Source organism: Arenimonas sp., assembly GCF_041913985.1.
GTDB lineage: Bacteria > Pseudomonadota > Gammaproteobacteria > Xanthomonadales > Xanthomonadaceae > Arenimonas.
Genome location: NZ_JAYSEG010000011.1, coordinates 34,286 through 54,037 on the forward strand (window position 1 = coordinate 34,286; position 19,752 = coordinate 54,037).

General features: G+C 72.5%; 13 protein-coding genes. 5 read left to right on the forward strand and 8 right to left on the reverse strand.

Features of this window, described 5'->3' with window-relative positions; all coding sequences use genetic code 11:
* Position 1: 1 nt before the first annotated feature.
* From ftsX to rhlB, 3 genes are all read right to left on the reverse strand, one after another.
* The gene (ftsX, locus tag ACE3Q2_RS05475) at positions 2-982 is read right to left on the reverse strand and encodes a permease-like cell division protein FtsX (RefSeq protein ID WP_231697863.1); all 981 of its coding nucleotides are present in this window, start codon (positions 980-982) and stop codon (positions 2-4) included.
* Complete coding sequence (gene ftsE / locus ACE3Q2_RS05480) at positions 979-1,665, reverse strand: cell division ATP-binding protein FtsE (protein ID WP_374473307.1); 687 nt, start codon at positions 1,663-1,665, stop codon at positions 979-981. Before ftsE ends, ftsX begins: the two co-directional genes overlap by 4 nt.
* Positions 1,666-1,731: 66 nt before the next feature.
* Positions 1,732-3,429, reverse strand: coding sequence for an ATP-dependent RNA helicase RhlB (rhlB, locus tag ACE3Q2_RS05485; RefSeq protein ID WP_374473308.1), 1,698 nt, complete (start codon positions 3,427-3,429; stop codon positions 1,732-1,734).
* 170 nt (positions 3,430-3,599) lie between these two features.
* Between rhlB and trxA the strand changes: the two genes are divergently transcribed.
* Entirely contained in the window at positions 3,600-3,926 is a 327-nt protein-coding gene (gene trxA / locus ACE3Q2_RS05490; RefSeq protein WP_374473309.1) for a thioredoxin TrxA, read from the forward strand.
* 157 nt (positions 3,927-4,083) lie between these two features.
* Complete coding sequence (gene rho, locus ACE3Q2_RS05495) at positions 4,084-5,775, forward strand: transcription termination factor Rho (protein ID WP_374473310.1); 1,692 nt, start codon at positions 4,084-4,086, stop codon at positions 5,773-5,775.
* Between the two features lie 71 nt (positions 5,776-5,846).
* Here the strand turns inward: rho and ACE3Q2_RS05500 are convergent, their stop codons facing one another.
* Complete coding sequence (locus ACE3Q2_RS05500; RefSeq protein WP_374473311.1) at positions 5,847-6,653, reverse strand: hypothetical protein; 807 nt, start codon at positions 6,651-6,653, stop codon at positions 5,847-5,849.
* Positions 6,654-6,740: 87 nt separating this feature from the next.
* Between ACE3Q2_RS05500 and ACE3Q2_RS05505 the strand changes: the two genes are divergently transcribed.
* Positions 6,741-8,567: a monovalent cation:proton antiporter-2 (CPA2) family protein gene (locus ACE3Q2_RS05505; protein ID WP_374473312.1), complete on the forward strand. Its 1,827-nt coding sequence runs from the start codon at positions 6,741-6,743 to the stop codon at positions 8,565-8,567.
* On the opposite strand, the gene ACE3Q2_RS05510 is transcribed toward ACE3Q2_RS05505, so the two are convergent.
* Complete coding sequence (locus ACE3Q2_RS05510) at positions 8,568-11,894, reverse strand: ankyrin repeat domain-containing protein (RefSeq protein WP_374473313.1); 3,327 nt, start codon at positions 11,892-11,894, stop codon at positions 8,568-8,570.
* The gene (locus ACE3Q2_RS05515; protein ID WP_374473314.1) at positions 11,887-12,141 is read right to left on the reverse strand and encodes a YcgL domain-containing protein; all 255 of its coding nucleotides are present in this window, start codon (positions 12,139-12,141) and stop codon (positions 11,887-11,889) included. The genes ACE3Q2_RS05510 and ACE3Q2_RS05515 overlap by 8 nt, the downstream gene beginning before the upstream one ends.
* 120 nt (positions 12,142-12,261) lie before the next feature.
* On the opposite strand from ACE3Q2_RS05515, the gene ACE3Q2_RS05520 reads away from it, so the two are divergent.
* Positions 12,262-14,607, forward strand: a complete 2,346-nt coding sequence (locus tag ACE3Q2_RS05520) for a prolyl oligopeptidase family serine peptidase (RefSeq protein ID WP_374473315.1) — start codon at positions 12,262-12,264, stop codon at positions 14,605-14,607.
* A gap of 167 nt (positions 14,608-14,774) precedes the next feature.
* Here ACE3Q2_RS05520 and ACE3Q2_RS05525 read toward each other — a convergent pair whose 3' ends face one another.
* Positions 14,775-15,677 carry a pteridine-dependent deoxygenase gene (locus tag ACE3Q2_RS05525; RefSeq protein WP_374473316.1) on the reverse strand — a complete coding sequence of 301 codons (903 nt, stop codon included), beginning with the start codon at positions 15,675-15,677 and terminating at the stop codon, positions 14,775-14,777.
* 68 nt (positions 15,678-15,745) lie between these two features.
* On the opposite strand from ACE3Q2_RS05525, the gene hemF reads away from it, so the two are divergent.
* Positions 15,746-16,663 carry an oxygen-dependent coproporphyrinogen oxidase gene (gene hemF, locus ACE3Q2_RS05530; RefSeq protein ID WP_374473317.1) on the forward strand — a complete coding sequence of 306 codons (918 nt, stop codon included), beginning with the start codon at positions 15,746-15,748 and terminating at the stop codon, positions 16,661-16,663.
* A gap of 278 nt (positions 16,664-16,941) precedes the next feature.
* Here the strand turns inward: hemF and polA are convergent, their stop codons facing one another.
* Positions 16,942-19,677: a DNA polymerase I gene (gene polA, locus ACE3Q2_RS05535; RefSeq protein WP_374473318.1), complete on the reverse strand. Its 2,736-nt coding sequence runs from the start codon at positions 19,675-19,677 to the stop codon at positions 16,942-16,944.
* Positions 19,678-19,752: the final 75 nt, after the last annotated feature.

A 19,752-nucleotide genomic window follows, 5' to 3' on the forward strand; every position in this document is an offset into this window, starting at 1 on the left:
GTCACACGTCCGTAGGACGGGTCCTGCGCAGATGATGCCCGGTTGCGAGCCATGCGCCCAGCCACCCCATGGCGGCGGCGCCGGCCAGCAGGGCCAGGGTGCCGCGCCAGCCGGGGCCGGAGAGCGCGAATTCACTGCCGTAGCTGGCCACCAGGGCGCTCAGCCGGCCCTGCAGCAGCAGGCCCGCGACCAGCAGCAGGGCCAGGGCCAGCAGGCCCGCGGCCAGCCCGTACCAGGCGCCCAGGTAGAGGAAGGGCCGGCGAACGAAGCCGTCGGTGGCGCCCAGGTGCTGCAGCACGGCGATCTCCTCGCTGCGCGCGCCGATGTCCAGGCGCACCGTGTTGCCCACCACCAGCAGCACGCCCAGGCCCAGCAGCACCGCCACCACCTGCACCACGCGCTCGCCGAAGGCCAGCCAGGCCGACAGGCGCTGGCGCCAGGCGGCGTCGTGCTGCACCACGTCGGCCTCGGGCAGGGCACGCAGGGCCTCGGCCAGGGCATTGCCGTCGTCGCCGGCGGCCGGCTGCACCACCAGCACGTAGGGCAGCGGGTTGTCCTCGAGCACGTCGAGCGCGCCGGCGAGGTCGCTCATGGCGCGGAATTCCTCCAGGCCTTCCTCGGGTGTGCGCACGGTGACGCCGGCCACGTCGGGGCGGGCGCGCAGCTCTTCGGCCAGGGCCGCGGGACGGCCTTCGGCCACCTCGGCCTTGAGGAAGACGCCGATCTCGCGCGATTCGCTCACGCTGCCGGAGAAGCGCTCGAGGTTGCCCAGCGCCAGCGCCAGCCCCAGCGGCAGGGCGATGGCCACCGCCATCACGCCGATGGTGAGGCCGGTGGCCACCGGGCGCTGCAGCAGGCGGCCCAGGCTGGAAACCAGCGAATACAGGTGCTGCTCGCGCCAGGCGCGCAGGCGGCTGCCGGGGCCGCCGGCCTTGACGCGTTCGGCGGCGGCGGACCGGGGCCGGGTCTCGACCTTGCTCATGCCGCCAGGTCCTCGGGCGAAATGTCGTCCACCAGCTTGCCGTGGTCGAGCACCAGCACGCGGCGGCGCATGCGCTTGACCAGGGCCAGGTCGTGGCTGGCGATGACCACGGTGGTGCCCAGCGCCGGCAGCGAGGCGAAGAGCTGCATGATCTCGGCGGCCAGCTGCGGGTCGAGGTTGCCGGTGGGTTCGTCGGCCACCAGCAGCTGCGGCTGGGCGACGATGGCGCGGGCGATGCCCACGCGCTGCTGTTCGCCGGTGGACAGCTGCAGCGGCAGCGAACGTTCGCGTTCGGCCAGGCCGACCTTGTCGAGCACGGCGCGCACGCGCTTGCCCACCTCGGCGCGCGGCGTGCCGGCGATCAGCAGCGGCAGCGCCACGTTCTCGAACACGCTGCGGTCGGTCAGCAGGCGGTGGTCCTGGAACACCACGCCCACCTGGCGCCGGTGCAGCGGCACCTTGCGACCGCGCACCTTGGCCAGGTTGCGCTCGTTCACCAGCACGGTGCCGCGGCTGGGCCGCTCGGACAGGTGCACCAGGCGCAGCAGGGTGGACTTGCCGGCGCCGGAGTGGCCGGTGACGAAGAGCATCTCGCCCTCCTCCACCGCGAAGCTCACGTCGCTCAGCGCCGGCGGGCTGCCCGGGTAGGTCTTGGAAACGTTGTCGAAGCGGAGCAGGGCCATGCCGGCGACGGTGGGGGAAGTCCCGCGCAATCTAGCAGACGCGCCGGCGGCGCCGGCGCATCGTGATCAGTGCTTGCCGGGCGGCGTGCGCTTGACCAGGGACTTCAGGCCGGCCTTGATGCGGCCGAGCAGCGACGGCTTCTCGGCCGGCGCGGGCGCCGGTTCGGCCTTCTTGCGGCCACCCTCGGCGCGCGGCGCGGCGGCCTCGGCGCCGGCTTCGCCCACCGGGCGGCCACGGCGACGACGGCGGCGCTTGCGGGCCGGCGCGTTCGGGTCGGCCTGCATCGGCGACGACGGCGCCGGGCGCTGGGCCGGACGCTCGGCGGCCGGGGCCGCTGCGTCCACGGCCTCGCCCGCGGCTTCCGGCGCGCGCTCGCGGCGCGGACCGGAGCCCGAACCGCTGCGCGGGCCGCGTTCGCCGCGCCCGCCGCCGGAGCGACCACCCTCGCGCCCCCCGCGACCGCCGGAACGGCCACCGCCGCGGCGCTCGTCCTCGGCGGCCTTGGCCTCGCGGACCTCGCGGAAGATGGCGGTGACGCTCTCACCCTCCTCCTCGCCCTCGACCTTTTCGCGCGGCGCGCGCGGCACCGGCACCAGCAGCTCCTTGTCGATCTGGGCCACCGGCAGCTTCTGCTCGATGTAGGCCTCGATGTCCGGCAGGCTCATCGCATAGCGCTCGCAGGCGAAGCTGATGGCGTCGCCCTCGGCGCCCAGGCGCGCGGTGCGGCCGATGCGGTGCACGTAGTCCTCGGCGTCGAACGGCAGGTCGTAGTTGTAGACGTGCGACACGCCGTCGATGTGCAGGCCGCGCGCGGCCACGTCGGTGGCCACCAGGATGTCGAGCTGGCCCTTCTGGAAGCGCGCCAGCAGGGTTTCGCGCTTCTTCTGCGGCACGTCGCCGGACAGCACGCCGACGCGGAAGCCGGCGCGCTCGAGCGCCTTGGCCACGCGCTCCACCCACACCTTGGTGTTCACGAACACCATGGTGCGGTGGCCCTCGCTGCGGGTCAGCAGGCCGATCAGCAGCGGGATCTTCTCCTCGTCGGAGGGGAAGTAGACCTTCTGGCGCACCTTGGCCGCGGTGATGAACTCGGTCTCGACCACGAGCTTCTCGGGGTCGTTCATGTGCTCGTAGGCCAGCTCCAGCACGCGCTGGCTGAGGGTGGCGCTGAACAGCAGGGTCTGGCGCTCGGTGCGGATCGGCATGCGCCGAAGCAGGAAGCGGATGTCCTTGATGAAGCCGAGGTCGAACATGCGGTCGGCCTCGTCGAGCACGCAGATCTCGCAGGCGTGCAGGGAGACGACCTTGTGCTGCTTGACGTAGTCGATCAGGCGGCCCGGGGTGGCGATGATCACGTCCACGCCCTGCTGCAGCAGCTCGCGCTGCTTGTCGTAGTCGACGCCGCCGTAGACCAGGGCGAAGCGCAGGCCCAGGTCGGAGCCGAACTTCACGGCGTCCTTGTGGATCTGGATGGCCAGCTCGCGGGTGGGCGCCAGGATGAGGGCGCGCGGGTCCTCGGGCTTGCGCTCGGCCAGGGCCGGGCGGGTCAGCAGCCGGTTCATCAGCGCCACCAGGAAGGCCAGGGTCTTGCCGGTGCCGGTCTGGGCCTGGCCGGCCACGTCGCGCCCGGCGAGGGCGATCGGCAGGGTCAGGGCCTGGATGGGGGTGCAGCGGGTGAAGCCGGCGGCCTCGAGGCCCGCCTGGAGCGCCGGATGCAGCTCGAAGTTGGAAAAAGCGATATCGGTCAGCGGTTTATCGGACATGGGACTCTCTGGGTGCGCGTCTCTGCGCTTGCGCGGCCAGCCCGGTGGGTCGCAAACTGCCCTCAACCCGGGGCCGCCAGGGGCGGTTGAATTAACGTCTTGAACGCCCCAGTTTAACCCAAGGACGGCCGGGACCGGCCGCGACCCCAAGCAAATCAGGAGTTTGACGCATGAGCGACCAGGTGCTCCATGTGGGTGATACCGACTTCGAAGCCCAGGTGCTCAAGTCCGATACCCCGGTGCTGGTGGATTTCTGGGCCGAGTGGTGCGGCCCCTGCAAGATGATCGGCCCGATGGTCGACGAGCTGGCCGGCACCTACGCCGGCAAGGTCAAGGTGGTGAAGCTCAACATCGACCACAACCCGATGGTCCCGCGCCAGTACGCCGTGCGCGGCATCCCAACCCTGATGCTGTTCAAGGACGGCAAGGTGCACGCCACCCAGGTCGGCGCGGTGGGCAAGGCCCAGCTCGCGCAGTTCGTCGACAAGGCGCTCTGAGCGCCCCCGGCCCCGGCCAGCCCGGGGCCCTCGCGGGGCGGCGGCTTGTCGTGCCGCCCCCGCCGGTGTTAGTTTGTGAAGCATTCGGGCGCCCCTGGCGCCGATCTTCTGCAGTACCCCCTTCCTCCCCCACGCTCGCGTTCGCGAGGTGAATCCTGTGTCCGAAAACGAAACCGACTCCGGCGCCAGCGCCGAGAAGCGTCCGCGCAAGCCGCGTGCCGCCAACCCCAACAACGATGCCGTAGCCAGCGCCCCGGCGCCCGCGCCCGTGTCCGCCCCCGCGCCCGAGCGCGCCCCGGCCGAAGCCCCCGCCCACGGCGGCGGCGAGCGCCAGGGTGGCGGCGAGCAGGGCCAGGGCGGCGGCCAGGAAGGCGGCGGCCAGCGCGAGGGTGGCGACGACGCCAACCGCGAGGGCGGCTTCCGCGAAGGCCGGCGCAACCGCCGCGACCGCTTCCGCGACAAGCGCGACCGCTTCCGCGACCGCGACCGTCCGCGCGGCGAAGGCGAGGACGAGGGCAATGGCGGGGGCAACGGCGGCGGCGAGCGCAACGACCGCCCGCTGCCCCAGCTGCCGCCGGACTTCCCGACCTACAGCCTCAACGACCTCAAGCGCATGCCGGCGCACAAGCTGCTCGAGATCGCCGACAAGCTGAACCTGCATGAGGGCGTCGCCCGCATGCGCAAGCAGGACGTCACCTTCGCCCTGCTCAAGGTGCTCACCCGCCACCCCGCCGGCGTGGCCGGCGACGGCGTGCTGGAAATCCTGCCCGACGGCTATGGCTTCCTGCGCTCGGACGACGCCAGCTACCTGGCCGGCCCGGACGACGTGTACATCTCGCCCAGCCAGATCCGCCGCTTCAACCTGCGCACCGGCGACCACATCGCCGGCCGCATCCGCAGCCCGAAGGACGGCGAGCGCTACGTCGCGCTCAACATCGTCGACACCATCAACGGCGAGCCGCCGGAGGCGTCGAAGGGCAAGGTGCTGTTCGAGAACCTCACGCCGCTGTTCCCGCGCGAGCGCTTCCGCCTCGAGCGCGGCAACGGCTCGTCGGAGGACATCACCGGCCGCGTGATGGACCTGATGTCGCCGCTCGGCAAGGGCCAGCGCGCCCTCATCGTCTCGCCGCCCAAGGCCGGCAAGACCATGCTGATGCAGAACGTCGCCCAGGCCATCATCCACAACCACCCGGACGTGCACCTGATCGTGCTGCTCATCGACGAGCGCCCGGAGGAAGTGACCGAGATGCAGCGCACCGTGCGCGGCGAGGTCATCAGCTCCACCTTCGACGAGCCGGCCGCGCGCCACGTGCAGGTGGCCGAGATGGTGATCGAGCGCGCCAAGCGCCTGGTCGAGCACAAGAAGGACGTGGTGATCATGCTCGACTCGATCACCCGCCTGGCCCGCGCCTACAACACCGTGGTGCCCAGCTCCGGCAAGGTGCTCACCGGCGGCGTGGACGCCAACGCGCTGCACCGCCCGAAGCGCTTCTTCGGCGCGGCCCGCAACGTCGAGGAGGGCGGCAGCCTGACCATCATCGCCACCGCGCTGGTGGAAACCGGCTCGAAGATGGACGAGGTGATCTACGAGGAGTTCAAGGGCACCGGCAACAGCGAAGTGCACCTCGACCGCCGCATCGCCGAGAAGCGCGTCTACCCGGCCATCAACATCAACCGCTCCGGCACCCGCCGCGAGGAGCTGCTGATCGAGCCGGACATGCTGCAGAAGATCTGGATCCTGCGGAAGCTGCTGCACCCGATGGACGAGCTGGCGGCCATGGAGTTCCTGCTCGACAAGATGAAGAACACCAAGTCCAACGACGAGTTCTTCAGCTCGATGAAGCGCTGAGGCCCGCCTCGCGCTTCAAATGGAAACGCCGGCCACTGGCCGGCGTTTTCGTTTCCCGCCCGCGGGGTGGTTCAGTCGGCGGGGCCGCCCAGCGGCGTGAGCAGGCGCAGCCGGGCCGAGCCGCGTTCGCCGGAGTCGGCCAGTTCCACCGGCGCGTGCGCCGCCGCGGCCGCGACCACCCAGGCCGGCACTTCCACCGGCACCGGCCGCACGCGGGTCCAGCGCCGCTCCTCGCGCGACTGCCCGGGGGCGATGTAGCGCACCGGGATGCGCACCAACTCGCCGGGCTCCACGCCCTTGATGGTCCAGTACTTGATGGTGGCCAGGGTGGCGCGCTGGAACTGGCCGGCGAAGCGCCGGCCCTGCGCGCCCGGGTCGGGCCCGGTGAGGTGCAGGTATTCGGTGGCGGCGTCCGTGGGCTTGCCGTGGGCGTCCACCCGCGCCGCCACGACCACCAGCGCCCCCACGCCGGTCAGCGCCGCGTCGCGCGGGTACAGCGGTGCGCGCAGGCTGGGCGCCTTGTCCGGCCCGCGGTAGGTTTCCGGGTCCAGGAACACGGCGCGCTGGATGGCGAACTGGGCGGTGCGCGCCTGGTCGTCGCGTTCGGCCACCAGGTCCAGGCGCATGCGGCCGCGGGCGCTGATGGGCTGGCCCTGCACGAGCACCGGCGCGAACTTCCACTCGCGCACCTTGGCCTCGTAGCCGCGGCGCACGTCGTCGCCCAGCCAGCCGGCGTCCTTGAACGCCACTTCCAGCACCTGCCCCTGCGGGCCGATGACCAGTTCCCCCTCGAGTTGCGCGGTGAAGCGCGCGGGCTCGCCCGCCTGGGCCAGGCCCGGAACGAGCAACAACGCGCACAGCCATCCAACCAGACGCATGTCTTCCCTCCCCCCCGGGCACCGCGGGAGTAGAACACCGGCGCCACCCCCGTTCAATGCCACGTTTGCGCGGCGCATAATCGGCCAATGCACGGAAATGGCGGCTACCTCGGCATCATCCTCGTCTTCCTGGTCGCCGCGGTGGTGGCGGTGCCGCTGTTCCGGCGGCTGGGCCTGGGCGCGATCCTGGGCTACCTGGCCGCCGGCGTCGCCATCGGTCCCGACGGCCTGAAGCTGGTGCCCGACCCCGAGGACGTGCTGGCCGCGTCCGAATTCGGCGTGGTGATGCTGCTCTTCATCATCGGCCTCGAGCTCAGCCCGCCGCGGCTGTGGGTGATGCGCCGGCAGGTGTTCGGCACCGGCGGCCTGCAGGTGCTGCTGTCGGCGCTGGCCATCGGCCTGGCCTGCACCCTGGTGGCCGACAGCTGGAAGGCGCCGTTCGTGATCGGCATGGGCCTGGCGCTCTCGTCCACCGCGGTGGGCCTGCAGCTGCTGGCCGAACGCAAGGAGCTCGCCAGCGACCACGGGCGCGTGGCCTTCGCCATCCTGCTGTTCCAGGACCTGGTGGCCATCCCGCTGCTGGCGGCCATCCCGCTGCTGGGCGCCGCCAAGGCGCTGGAGCGCTCCGTGCCGCCGCTCGACTCGGTGGTGACGGCGGTGGCGGCCATCCTGGCCGTGGTGGTCGGCGGGCGATTCCTGCTGCGGCACCTGCTGCGGGTGGTGGCGCGGGCGAAGTCGGTGGAAGTGTTCACCGCCAGCGCGCTGCTGGTGGTGGTGGGCAACGCCTGGCTGATGCAGAAGGCCGGCCTGTCGATGGGCCTGGGTGCCTTCCTGGCCGGCGTGCTGCTGGCCGAGTCGGAGTTCCGGCACGAGCTCGAGTCGCACATCGAACCGTTCAAGGGCCTGTTCCTGGGGCTGTTCTTCATCGCCATCGGCATGAGCATCGACCTCAACGTCATCGCCGACGAACCGGCGCTGATCGCCGGCGGCGTGCTGGCGCTGCTGCTGGCCAAGACCCTCATCCTGGTGGCCGTGGGCCGCTTCGCCGGCGGGCTGCCGCTGCGCAGCGCGCTGATGCTGGGCGCGGTGCTGGCGATGGGCGGCGAGTTCGGCTTCGTGGTGTTCGCCGAGGCGCTCAAGGCCGGTCTGTTCGACGCCGCCATGCGCGACAAGCTGTTCGTGGTGATCGGCCTGTCCATGGCCGCCACGCCGCTGGCGATGATGGCGGTGGCGCGCTGGCTGCGCGAGCACCCGGAAGTGGCGGCCGCGCGCGCCCCCGACCCCATCGACCACGAGCACCCGCGGGTCATCATCGCCGGCTTCGGCCGCGTCGGGCAGATCGTCGGCCGCATGCTGCGCGCGCAGAAGATCCCGTTCACCGCGCTGGAGAACAGCGCCGAGCAGGTGGATTTCTCGCGCCGCTTCGGCAACAAGATCTACTTCGGCGACCCGGCCCGGCCGGAGCTGCTGCGCGCCGCGCACGCCGAGCGCGCCGAGGTGTTCGTGCTCACCACCGACGACCCCGACGCCAACGTGCGCACCGCGCGCCTGGTCAAGCGCATGTACCCGCACCTGAAGGTGTACGCCCGCGCCCGCAACCGCCAGCACGCCTTCAAGCTGATGGACATGGACGTGGACGTGACCCGCGAAACCTTCCACTCCAGCCTGGCCATGGGCCGCAAGGTGATGGAGGCGCTGGGCGTGCCGCCCGACGAAGCCGCGCGCAACACCGACCGCTTCCGCCAGCACGACGAGGCGCTGCTGCGCCGCCAGCACCTGGTGTACGACGACGAGGCCGCGCTGGTGGCTTCCTCGCACGAGGCGCTGCGCGACCTGGAAACCCTGTTCGAGGCCGACACCACGCCCGAGCCGGGCGAAGGCGAAGACACGGGCGAAGGCCAGCCGCCGCGCTGATCAGCGCGGGCGCTTGGGGCCGCCTTCGTCGCCCGCGGCCGGTTCGCGCAGGAACCGCGCGAGCGAGGGCGTGCCGGTGCCCCGGGCCGGTTCGAATTCCGCCGCCACGTCGACGAAGCCGCGCAGCACCGCCAGGTCGTGCGGGGTGCGGCCCAGCGTGTCGCGCGCCTGGCGGTCGGCGCCCTCGCGCAGCAGGCGCTGCACCACGCGCGGCAGCCCGTGCAGGGCCGCCAGGTGCAGCGGCGTGAGGCCGCGCGCGTCGTGCGCTTCCAGCGAAACGCCTTCGCCCAGCAGGCGGTCGAGGGCGGCCAGCAGCACGTCTTCGTCGCAGGCGGTGCCGGGCTCGGCGCGCGCGCCCAGCAGCAACAGCAGCGGCGTCTGGCCGGCGGCGCTGGGCGAATCGGGCTCCACGTCGGCCAGCAGCAGCACGTCCACCAGCGCCAGCACGCGCTGGCGGTCGCGCGAGGAGAAGGCGTGCAGCGCCGCGCAGTGCAGCGGCGCCAGGCCCTGGGCGTCGCGCGCCTCGGGGTTGGCGCCGTGCGCGAGCAGGCGCGAGATGAGTTCGGGCTGGCCCAGCGCGGCCGCCAGCATCAGCGGCGTGACCTGGCCAGGCAGCGGCAGGTCGGGCTCGGCGCCGGCGCGCAGCAGCTGGTCGACCACGCCGGCGTGGCGCATGCTGATCGCCGCCGACAGCGGCGTGGCGCCGGTGCGCGCGGCGATGCGGGTGTCGGCGCCGCGCGCCAGCAGCAGCGCCACCACGGCCTCGTGGCCACCGCCGGCGGCGCGCAGCAGGGCGCTGCAGCCCTGCGCGTCCACCGCGTCCACGGGCAGGCCGAGTTCGAGCAGGCGGCGCACGGCTTCGTCGTCGCCGGCCATGGCCGCGGCCGGCAGGTCCGAGGGCTGCAGCGCGCGGCCCGGCAGCTGCCACTGCCGCCATTCGAGCCAGTGCGACAGCTCGCGGCGGTCGGCGGCGAGCGCCAGGCCCAGCGGCGTCTGGCCGTCGGGCGAGCACAGCGCCGGCGAGGCGCCGTGGCGGATCATGATGCGCAGCGCGCCTTCGCGGCCCAGCGCGGCGGCGGCGTGCAGCGGCGTGTGGCCGCGGCCGTCGCGGGCGTTCGGGTCCACGCCCATCGCCAGCAGCGCTTCGGCCAGGCGCAGCCAGCCCAGGCGGATGGCCAGGCCCAAGGGCGGGTCGTTCGGCGCGCCGCCGAAGGCGTCGGCGCCGCGCTCGAGCAGGCACAGCGCCAGCTGTTCGTGGCCGCGGGTGACGTGTTCGCCGTCCAGGCAGGCCTGCAGCCAGCGCGCCAGGCCACCGCGGCCGCCCACCGGCTGGGCGCGCTCGAGCAGGCGCTGCAGCGCCGCGCTGGCGTGGCCGCCGCGGTCGAGCAGGTGGCCCAGCACGGTGCCGTCGGCATCGAGCCAGGTGTCGGCGCTGGCGCCATGGCGCAGCAGCCAGTCGAAGCGCGGCAGGTCGGGTTCGCCGGCGAACTCGAGCAGCAGCGCGGCCATGCCGGCGGCATCCGGGCCGGCGCCCAGGCGCAGCATGGCCTCGGCCGATTCCATGCGGTCGGCCACCAGGGCTTCGCGCAGCAGTTCGCGCGGGCTCTTCTCGAAGTGGCCGCCGGCCAGGCCTTCGGCGACGCTGGCGGGCAGCGGATAGGTCGGGTCGAGCACGGCCACCTGCGGCCAGCGGCCGGCGCCGAGCGCGTGTTCGATGGCGCGGCGGCCGTCCTGGTCGCGCTGTTCCGGGTCCACGCCCATCGCGATCAGGTGGCGCACCAGCTCCGGGCCGGCTTCCGATTCCGCCGCCAGCACGAGCGCGTTGCGGCCGCGCGCGTCCACCGCGGCCACGTCCGGGCGCGCCTGCGCCAGGCGGGCGAGCACGGCGCCCTGGCCGTTGCGCGCGGCCTCGAGCAGCGGCGTCAGGCCGTCTTCGTCGCGGGCGTTGCGGTCGGCACCGGCGTCGAGCAGGCAGCCGACGATGTCCACGTGGCCGGCGGCGCAGGCCACGTGCAGGGCGCTGCGCTGGCGCTGGCCGCGGGCGTCCACGCGCGCCTTGTGGCGCAGCAGCAGCTGCACGCCGGCCGGGTCGTCGTCGCCGGCGGCGGCGGCCAGCAGGGCCGGCTGGCCGCCCTTGGGCTCGGGCTTGGCGCCGCGTTCGATCAGGAAACGCGCCAGCCGCCAGTTGCCGCAGGCGCAGGCCACGCCCAGCGGGCTGAAGCCTTCGGCGTTGAGCGCCTCGAGCACCGCGCCGGCGTCGAGCAGCAGCGCGGCCACGCCAGGGTCGGTGCTGCGCGCGGCGTGGTGCAGGGCGGTGTTGCCCTCGGCGTCGGCGTGGCGCGCGTCGGCGCCGTTGGCCAGCAGGGTCATCACCGCCTCGGGGCGGCCGTGCCAGCTGTCGCGGGTGGCGGCGAGCAGCGGCGTGAGGCCGGCGTGCTCGGCGTTGAGGTCGACGCCGCGGGCGATCAGCTGGCGCAGCAGGCGCAGGTCGCCGAGCAGGGCGGCGAGCATGGGCAGGCTGCGCTGGTCGCGGTCGTTGGCGTCCGGCAGGGCTTCCGGGTCGGCGCCATCCTCGAGCGCGGCGAGCGCGGCTTCGATGCGGCCGGCGCGGGTGGCGGCGTAGAGGCGCGCATCCGGGTCGCTGGCCTCGACGGGCGCCGGCGCGTCGGTGTCGTCGTCATCGCCGATGATCGGCAGGTTCGCCGGCACGCGGTCGGGTGCCGGCGGTTCGGTGCCGAAACGCTGCACCACGGCATGCGCCAGCACCGAGCCCAGCGCGAACACGGCCACCAGCGCCGGCCGCAGCGCCGGCGCCACCAGGCCCGGCCAGGCCAGCGCGAGCGCGCCGGCCTGCACCACGAACACCGCGACCGCCACCACGAAGCCGCGCCCGGCGTCGGCGCTGCCGCCGTTGCCCACCTGCGCGGCCAGTGCCGCCAGGCTGCCGCCGGTGCGCCCGGCCTGGCCAAAGGCTGGCCAGGCGCGCCACAGCACCAGCAGGGCGATGCCCGACAGCGTGCCCAGGCCCAGGGCCGCGGCCAGGCTGCCGGTTTCCAGCAGGGCCGCCAGCGGCCAGCCAGCGGCGAGCACAAGCAGCACGCCGCCCAGGCCCCAGAGCACGGCCAGGGCGATGAAGTCGCGCTGCAGCAAGGGCGCGGGCAGGGCCGGGCGCAGCCCGCGCAGGCGCGACAGGCCCAGTGCCAGCGCCGGCTGCGCCAGCCAGGCACCGACGACGGCGGCGGGGTGCGCCAGCAGCAGCGCGGCGGCGAGCACCAGGCCCAGCGCCAGCCAGGCCCAGGCCGACCACGGGCGGGCGGCTTCAGCCATCGACCATCGGGTCCAGCACGGTGGGCGGGAACTGCAGGTGGAAGCCGTGCGCCTCCAGGTTGGCGCGCACCACCGCCGGGTCGCTCTGCGCCAGGCGGCGGCCTTCGACCAGGGCGAACTCGAGCACGAACACCAGCTGCCCCAGCGGCGCCAGCACCGGCGGCGGCACCGGCGTGAAATCGTCCCGCTTGCGCAGGAACAGGTAGGTGTCGGGCTTGCGCAGGGATTTGTAGACGTAGGTTTGCATGGGGGCGCCGCGCGGGTTGCCGGGGATTGTCGCCGCAAACGGCAGGTGGGAAAAGCCGCACACGCGGCCGCCCCGCCGGCTTTGTTAGGCTTGCCGGCCTGCCTGATCCCGGGAGCCACCATGCACCGTCGCCTCACCCCCATCGCCCTGCTGCTCGCCGCCGCGCTGCCGGCCGCCGCCCAGCCCGCGCTCACGCTGGACCAGGCCATGGCCAACCCGGACTGGATCGGCCCGCCGGTGGAATCGGCCTGGTGGTCGCTCGACGGCCAGCGCGCCTACTACACGCTCAAGCGCGAAGGCTCGCCGGTGCGCGACACCTGGACCGTGCCCGTGGCCGGCGGCGAGCCGGTGAAGCTGGAAGGCGCGGCGCTGGCCGAACTCGACGCCGCCAACCCGCGCTTCGACGCGGCGCGCCGGCAGGCGGTGTTCGTGCGCAACGGCGACGTCTTCCTGCGCGTGCTGGGCGGCCCGCTGCTGCAGCTCACGCGCAGCAGCGAAGCCGAGGACGGCGTGCGTTTCGCCGCCGACGGCCGCGGCGTGCTCTGGCGCGTGGGCAACGACTGGTTCCGCTGGTCGCCCGACACCCGCCTGGTGCAGCCGGTGGCGCTGCCTCGCGCGGAAAAGAACCCGGCCGCCGCGCCGGAAGCCGACGCGCTGCGCGAGCACCAGCTGCGCCTGAGCGTGCAGCTGGCGCGCGAGAAGGCCTTCCGCGAGGCCCAGCGTGAAAACGCCGAGGCCCTGCGCCAGGCCGACCCGAGCCGCGCCGCGGCGCCGGTGTACCTGGGCGACAAGGTCGAGATCGCCGACAGCGCGCTGTCGCCCGACGGCCGCTGGCTGCTGGTGGTCACCGAGGCCAAGGGCGCCGACAAGGGCCGCGGCGGCAAGATGCCCAAGTACGTGACCGAATCGGGCTACGAGGAGGCCGAGGACGTGCGCGTGCGCGTCGGCCGCAACCCGCCGCAGGGCCAGCAGCTGGCGCTGGTGGAGCTGGCCACCGGCCAGGTGCGCGCGCTGCCGCTGGCCGCGCTGCCGGGCATCACCAGCGACCCGCTGGCCGACCTGCGCAAGGCCGCCGGCCTCGAGGCCTTCAAGGGCGAGCGCGCGGTGCGCATCGACGCGATCCGGTGGAGCGACGACGGCGGCAACGTGGCGGTGATGGCGCGCGCGGTGGACAACAAGGACCGCTGGATCGCCACCGTCGACTTCGCCGGCGGCAAGCTGGTGCCCGCGCACCGGCTCACCGACCCGGCCTGGATCAACTGGAACTTCAACGACTTCGGCTGGCTGCCGGGTGGCCGCACGCTGTGGCTGCTGTCGGAGGAATCGGGCTACTCGCACCTGTACACCGTGGTGCCGGGCCAGCGCGCCAGCCGCCTCACCTCGGGCCGCTGGGAGGCCTCGTCGCCGCAGTGGTCGCCGGACGGCGCCACCGCCTACTTCCTGTGCAACCGCGAGTGGCCGGGCGACTACGAGGTGTGCGCGGTGCCCAGCACCGGCGGCGAAGTGCGGGAAGTGACCGCGCTCGACGGCGTCGAGGATTTCACGCTTTCGGCCGACGGCAGCCAGCTGCTGCTGCGCTGGTCGGCTCACCACACGCCGCCGCAGCTGGCCGTGCAACCGGTGGCCGGCGGCGAGGCGGTCAAGCTCACCGACACCCGCAGCGCCGACTACAAGGCGCGTGAATGGCTGGCGCCGAAGATGGTGCAGGTGCCGTCCACGCACGGCGCCGGCAGCGTGTGGGCCAAGCTCTACCGCCCGGAAACGCTGGAGCCGGGCCGCAAGTACCCGGTGGTGATGTTCGTGCACGGCGCGGGTTACCTGCAGAACGTGCACGCGCGCTTCCCGGTGTATTTCCGCGAGCAGATGTTCCACCAGCTGCTGGTGGAGCGCGGCTTCATCGTGCTCGACATGGACTTCCGCGCCTCGGAGGGCTACGGCCGCGACTGGCGCACGGCGATCTACCAGCGCATGGGCCACCCGGAGCTCGAGGACTACCTCGACGGCGTGAAGTACATGGTGGCCCGGCACCAGGGCGACGCCGCCAACGTGGGCATCTACGGCGGCAGCTACGGCGGCTTCATGAGCTTCATGGCGCTGTTCCGCGCGCCCGAGGTGTTCAAGGCCGGCGCCGCGCTGCGCCCGGTCAGCGACTGGACCAGCTACAACCACGAGTACACCTCGAACATCCTCAACACGCCCGAGCTCGACCCGGAGGCCTACAAGCGCAGCTCGCCGATCGAGTACGTGGAGAACCTGCGCGGCCACCTGCTGATCAGCCACGGCATGATCGACGACAACGTCTTCTACCAGGACTCGGTGCGGCTGGCGCAGCGCCTGATCGAGCTGAAGAAGGACAAGTGGACGATGGCCAGCTACCCGCTCGAGCGCCACGCCTACCAGCACCCCGAGAGCTGGTACGACCAGTACCGCCGCATCCTCGAACTGTTCGAGACCAGCCTGAAGTAGGGTTCACGCTTTCAACGCGGATAAGAGCGGATGGAAGCGGATAAAAGCGGATCCACTTGAACAAGAAGGCCCGCGATCCAAGCAAGGATCGCGGGCCTTTTCATTCGACCGCCCTATTCGCCCTTATCCGCTTCCATCCGCTCTGATCCGCGTTCAAACCCACGCAGTCACACCGCCGGAAAGACACCCTCGAGCTCGACGTCGAGTTCACGGCGGCAGACGTCGCCGCGCAGGTAGGTGATGCGGCCGGCGTCGATGCCGCTGCCCGCGAGGATGGCCTGCGCGGTGGCCAGGTCGCGCGGGTGGCGCAGGTAGACGCGCAGCGATTCGCAGCCGGCCAGCGGGAAGCGCCGGCCGGTGCGCTGTTCGCCCTGTTCGAGCAGGGCTTCGAGGTTGCGCAGGCTTTCGTGCAGCTGCCCGGCGAAATCGCCGACGTGCTGCGAGACGTGGCCGATGATGCTGGCCGTGCCCGAAGCCAGCAGGCGCGGCGTGGCGGTGCCGGCGTCGAGCACGGCGCCACGCGAGAAGCCCGGCGACACCGGCCCGTGTTCGCGCGGGTAGCGCCAGGCCGGCGTCTGCCGCGGGTTTTCCAGCGCCAGCGCCGGCGCCTTCGCGCACAGCGCCACCACCTGCAGGCGGCCCGGCAGGCCGTCGGCGCCGATGGCGGTGGCCGCCGGCGGCGGGTCGTTGAACATGCCGTCCACCGCCGCGGCGCGGCCGACGCAGAAGCGGCGGTAGCGCTCGTCGTCGCCCTCGCCGGCGTTGATCGCGGCGAAGTAGTTCCAGATGCGCAGCAGGTAGGGATGCGACGACGGCCGCACGGCGGCCAGCAGCCGACGGTAGGCCTCGGCGGCGGCGGCCTGGATGTCACCGCCCGTTTCCGCCACTTCGATCGCCTGCAGCGCGTAGTGGTCGCCCTCGGCCAGCCAGGCCTCGGCCGCCGGGCCCGCCAGCCGCGCACAGTCCACCGCCAGCGGCGACGGCGCCGCGGGGGCGTAGCGGAAGGCGATCAGCGCGTCCGGGCGTTCATCGGCCAGGACACGCAGGCGGGGAGGCGTGGGGGAGTCCATTGCTGGCGCGGATTATAGCCGCCGGCCCGGGCGGCTATCATGGCCCTCCCTTTCCGCCAGCGCCCGCCATGTCCGATTTCAACGCCGTGCACGCCTTCCTCCGCGACCTGCAGGACCGCATCTGCGCGGGCCTGGAAGGCGCCGACGGCGGCGCCCGCTTCCAGCAGGACGAATGGACCCGCCCCGAAGGTGGCGGCGGCCGTTCGCGGGTGATGAAGGAAGGCGCGGTGTTCGAGCAGGCCGGCGTGGGCTTCTCCGATGTTTCCGGCGCCACCCTGCCGCCTTCGGCCACGGCGCACCGCCCGGAGCTGGCCGGTGCGCCCTGGCGCGCGGTGGGCGTGTCGCTGGTGATCCACCCGCGCAACCCGTACGTGCCCACCTCGCACGCCAACGTGCGCTTCTTCGAAGCGCGCCCGGAGGGGCGCGACCCGATCTGGTGGTTCGGCGGCGGCTTCGACCTCACGCCCTTCTATCCCTTCGACGAGGACGTGCGGCACTGGCACGAGGTGGCACGCGACCTGTGCGCGCCCTTCGGCGAAACCCGCTACGCCGAGCACAAGGCCTGGTGCGACAAGTACTTCTTCCTCAGGCACCGCAACGAGGCGCGCGGCGTCGGTGGCCTGTTCTACGACGACCTGCACGCCGACGGCTTCGAGCGCTGCTTCGACTACACGCGCGCGGTGGGCAACGGCTTCCTCGACGCCTACCTGCCCATCGTGGCGCGCCGCAAGGACACGCCCTACGGTGAACGCGAGCGCGAGTTCCAGCTCTACCGCCGCGGCCGCTACGTGGAGTTCAACCTGGTCTGGGACCGCGGCACGCTGTTCGGGCTGCAGAGCGGCGGGCGCACCGAGTCGATCCTGATGAGCCTGCCGCCGCGGGTGCGGTTCGAATACGCGTACGTGCCGGAAGCGGGCAGTGCGGAGGCCAGGCTCGGTGAGTATCTGCGGGCGCGGGATTGGCTCGGCGAAGAGCTTCGCGGCTGAAGCCGCTCCTACAGGGAGCCGGCGCGGCAAATAAAAACCCCGCGGGCCAGGGGAAGCCCGCGGGGTAGGGGATGGAGCTCAGGTTGGGGAGAACCCTGCTCCGGTTGGATCCACTCAGGGGAGGGAGTGATCCTGCGCCGGACCTTGCATCCGACGCGCCTAGTAGACCCCCCCACGCATGAGAAGTTCGTGAACAGGACAGTTAAAAAACCGTTCGATTCAGGACGCGTTCATTCCGCCGCAACTGGCTGATTCAAAAGGCGAATTCCGTCACGGAATCAATGCGCCTGGTCCCAGTTTTCGCCCACGCCCACGTCCACCACCAGCGCCACCCTGAGCTTCGCCGCCGATTCCATCCGCGTGCGCACTTCCGCGACCAGGGTGTCCACGAAACCGGCCTCGGCCTCGAACACCAGTTCGTCGTGCACCTGCAGCAGCATCGCCGCCCGGTCGCGGTGCGCCTGCACCCATTCGTCCACCGACACCATGGCCCGCTTGATGATGTCGGCGGCGGTGCCCTGCATCGGCGCGTTGATGGCGGCGCGCTCGGCGCCGGCACGCTGGGCCTGGTTGCGCGAATTGATTTCATTGAGCTGCAGGCGGCGGCCGAACACCGTTTCCACGTAGCCCTGCTCGCGCGCCTGCTGGCGCACCCGCTCCATGAAGTCACGCACGCCCGGGTAGCGGGCGAAGTACAGCGCGATGTAGTCCTGCGCCTCGCCGCGGCCGATGCCCAGCTGGCGCGCCAGGCCCCAGGCGCTCATGCCGTACATCAGGCCGAAGTTGATGGCCTTGGCGGCGCGGCGCTGGTCGCCGCTCACCTCGGCCAGCGGCACGCCGAACACCTCGGCGGCGGTGGCCTTGTGCACGTCCTGGCCGCTTTCGAAGGCGCGCAGCAGGCCGGCGTCTTCCGACAGGTGGGCCATGATGCGCAGCTCGATCTGCGAGTAGTCGCAGGCCACGATCTTCCTGCCCGGCGGCGCGATGAAGGCGGTGCGGATGCGGCGGCCGTCCTCGGTGCGGATGGGGATGTTCTGCAGGTTCGGGTCGTTCGAGCTCAGGCGGCCCGTGGCGGCGCCGGCCTGGTGGTAGCTGGTGTGCACGCGGCCGGTGCCGGGGTTCACCATCTCCGGCAGCTTGTCGGTGTAGGTGTTGCGCAGCTTGGCCAGGCCGCGGTATTCGAGGATCAGGCGCGGCAGCTCGTGCTGGTCGGCGATGGCCTCCAGGGCCTCCTCGTTGGTGGACGGCGCGCCGGTGGGCGTCTTCACCAGCGCCGGCAGCTTGAGTTCGTCGAACAGCAGGGCGCCGAGCTGCTTGGGCGAATCGAGGTTGAAGGCGCGGCCTGCAATTTCGTGCGCGCGCTGCTGCGCGGCCAGCATGCGCCGGCCGAGGTCGGCGCCCTGCCGCCTGAGCTCGGCCACGTCCACCAGCACGCCGGCGGCCTCCATGCGCGCCAGCACCGGCACCAGCGGCATCTCGATGTCGCGGTACACCTGCTGCAGCGAAGGCTCGGCGGCCAGCCTGGCCGACAGCACGCGGTGCAGGCGCAGGGTGACGTCGGCGTCCTCGGCGGCGTACCGGGTGGCGTCGTCGAGCGCCACCGACGAGAACGGGATCTGCTTGGCGCCCTTGCCGGCCACGTCTTCGTACTTGATGGTGTCGTAGCCCAGGTACTTGCGCGCCAGCGTGTCCATGTCGTGGCGCAGGCCGCCGGCGTTGAAGACGAAGCTCTCGAGCATCGTGTCCTCGGCGTAACCGAGCACGTCCACGCCGTGGCGGCGCAGCACGTGGATGTCGTACTTGCCGTGCTGGCCCAGCTTGGGCCGGGCGGCGTCGCACAGCACCGGGCGCAGCGCGTCGAGCACCTCGTCGCGCGGCAGCTGCGCCGGCGCGCCCGGGTAGTCGTGGCCCACCGGGATGTAGCAGGCCTTGCCGGGCTCCACGGCGAAGCTCAGGCCCACCAGGTTGGCGCGCAGCGGATCTAGCGAATCGGTTTCGGTGTCGAAGGCCACGAGCTCCGCCCGGAGCAGGCGTTCGACCCAGGCCGCCAGCGCCTCGCGGGTGGTGACGCATTCGTATTCACCCGGCGCGGACAGCGACGGATCGGGCGCAGCCTCCTCGGCCGCCGCTGGCGCGGCGCGGCCGGCGGGGCGAGCGGCGGACGACGGCGCGCCACCCTCGAGTTCGCGCAGCGCGGCGTTGAAGCCGTAGCGCGCGTACAGCTCGCGCAGCGCATCCACGTGGCGCGGGCGCAGCTTGAGCTGCTGCGGCGCCAGGTCGAGCGGCACGTCGGTCCGGATGGTCACCAGCGCCTGGTTCAGCGGCAGGCGGCCGAGCACGGCGCGCAGGTTCTCGCCGATCTTGCCGCCGATGTCGGCGGCATGGGCGATCACGCCCTCGAGCGAGTCGTACTGCGCCAGCCACTTGGCGGCCGTCTTGGGGCCGCACTTGTCCACGCCGGGCACGTTGTCCACGGTGTCGCCCATCAGCGCCAGCAGGTCCACCACCTGGTCGGGACGCACGCCGAATTTCTCGAACACGCCGGCCTCGTCGGTGACGCTGCCGGTCATGGTGTTGGTGAGCGTGATGCCCGGCCGCACCAGCTGGGCGAAGTCCTTGTCGCCGGTGGAAATGGTGACCGGGATGCCGGCCGCGTGCGCCTGCAGCGCCAGCGTGCCGATCACGTCGTCGGCCTCCACGCCGGGCACGCGCAGGATGGGGAAACCCAGCGCCTCGACGATCCGCATCATCGGCTCCACCTGGGCGCGCAGCTCGTCCGGCATGGGCGGGCGGTTCGCCTTGTAGTCCGGGTACATCTCGTCGCGGAAGGTCGGGCCCGAGGCGTCCACCACGAAGGCGGTGTAGTCGGGGTTTTCCTTCAGCGTGGCGCGCAGCATGTTGACGATGCCGAACAGGGCGCCGGTGGGCGAACCGTCCGGGCCGGTCAGCGGCGGCAGGGCGTGGAAGGCGCGGTAGAGGTAGGAGGAGCCGTCGATGAGGACGAGGCGGGACATGGCGGCGGTCCGGTGCGGTCGAACCCGGATTCTACGCGCCCCGGGCGCGCCGCTTGAGGGCCCGGGGCGCTTTTG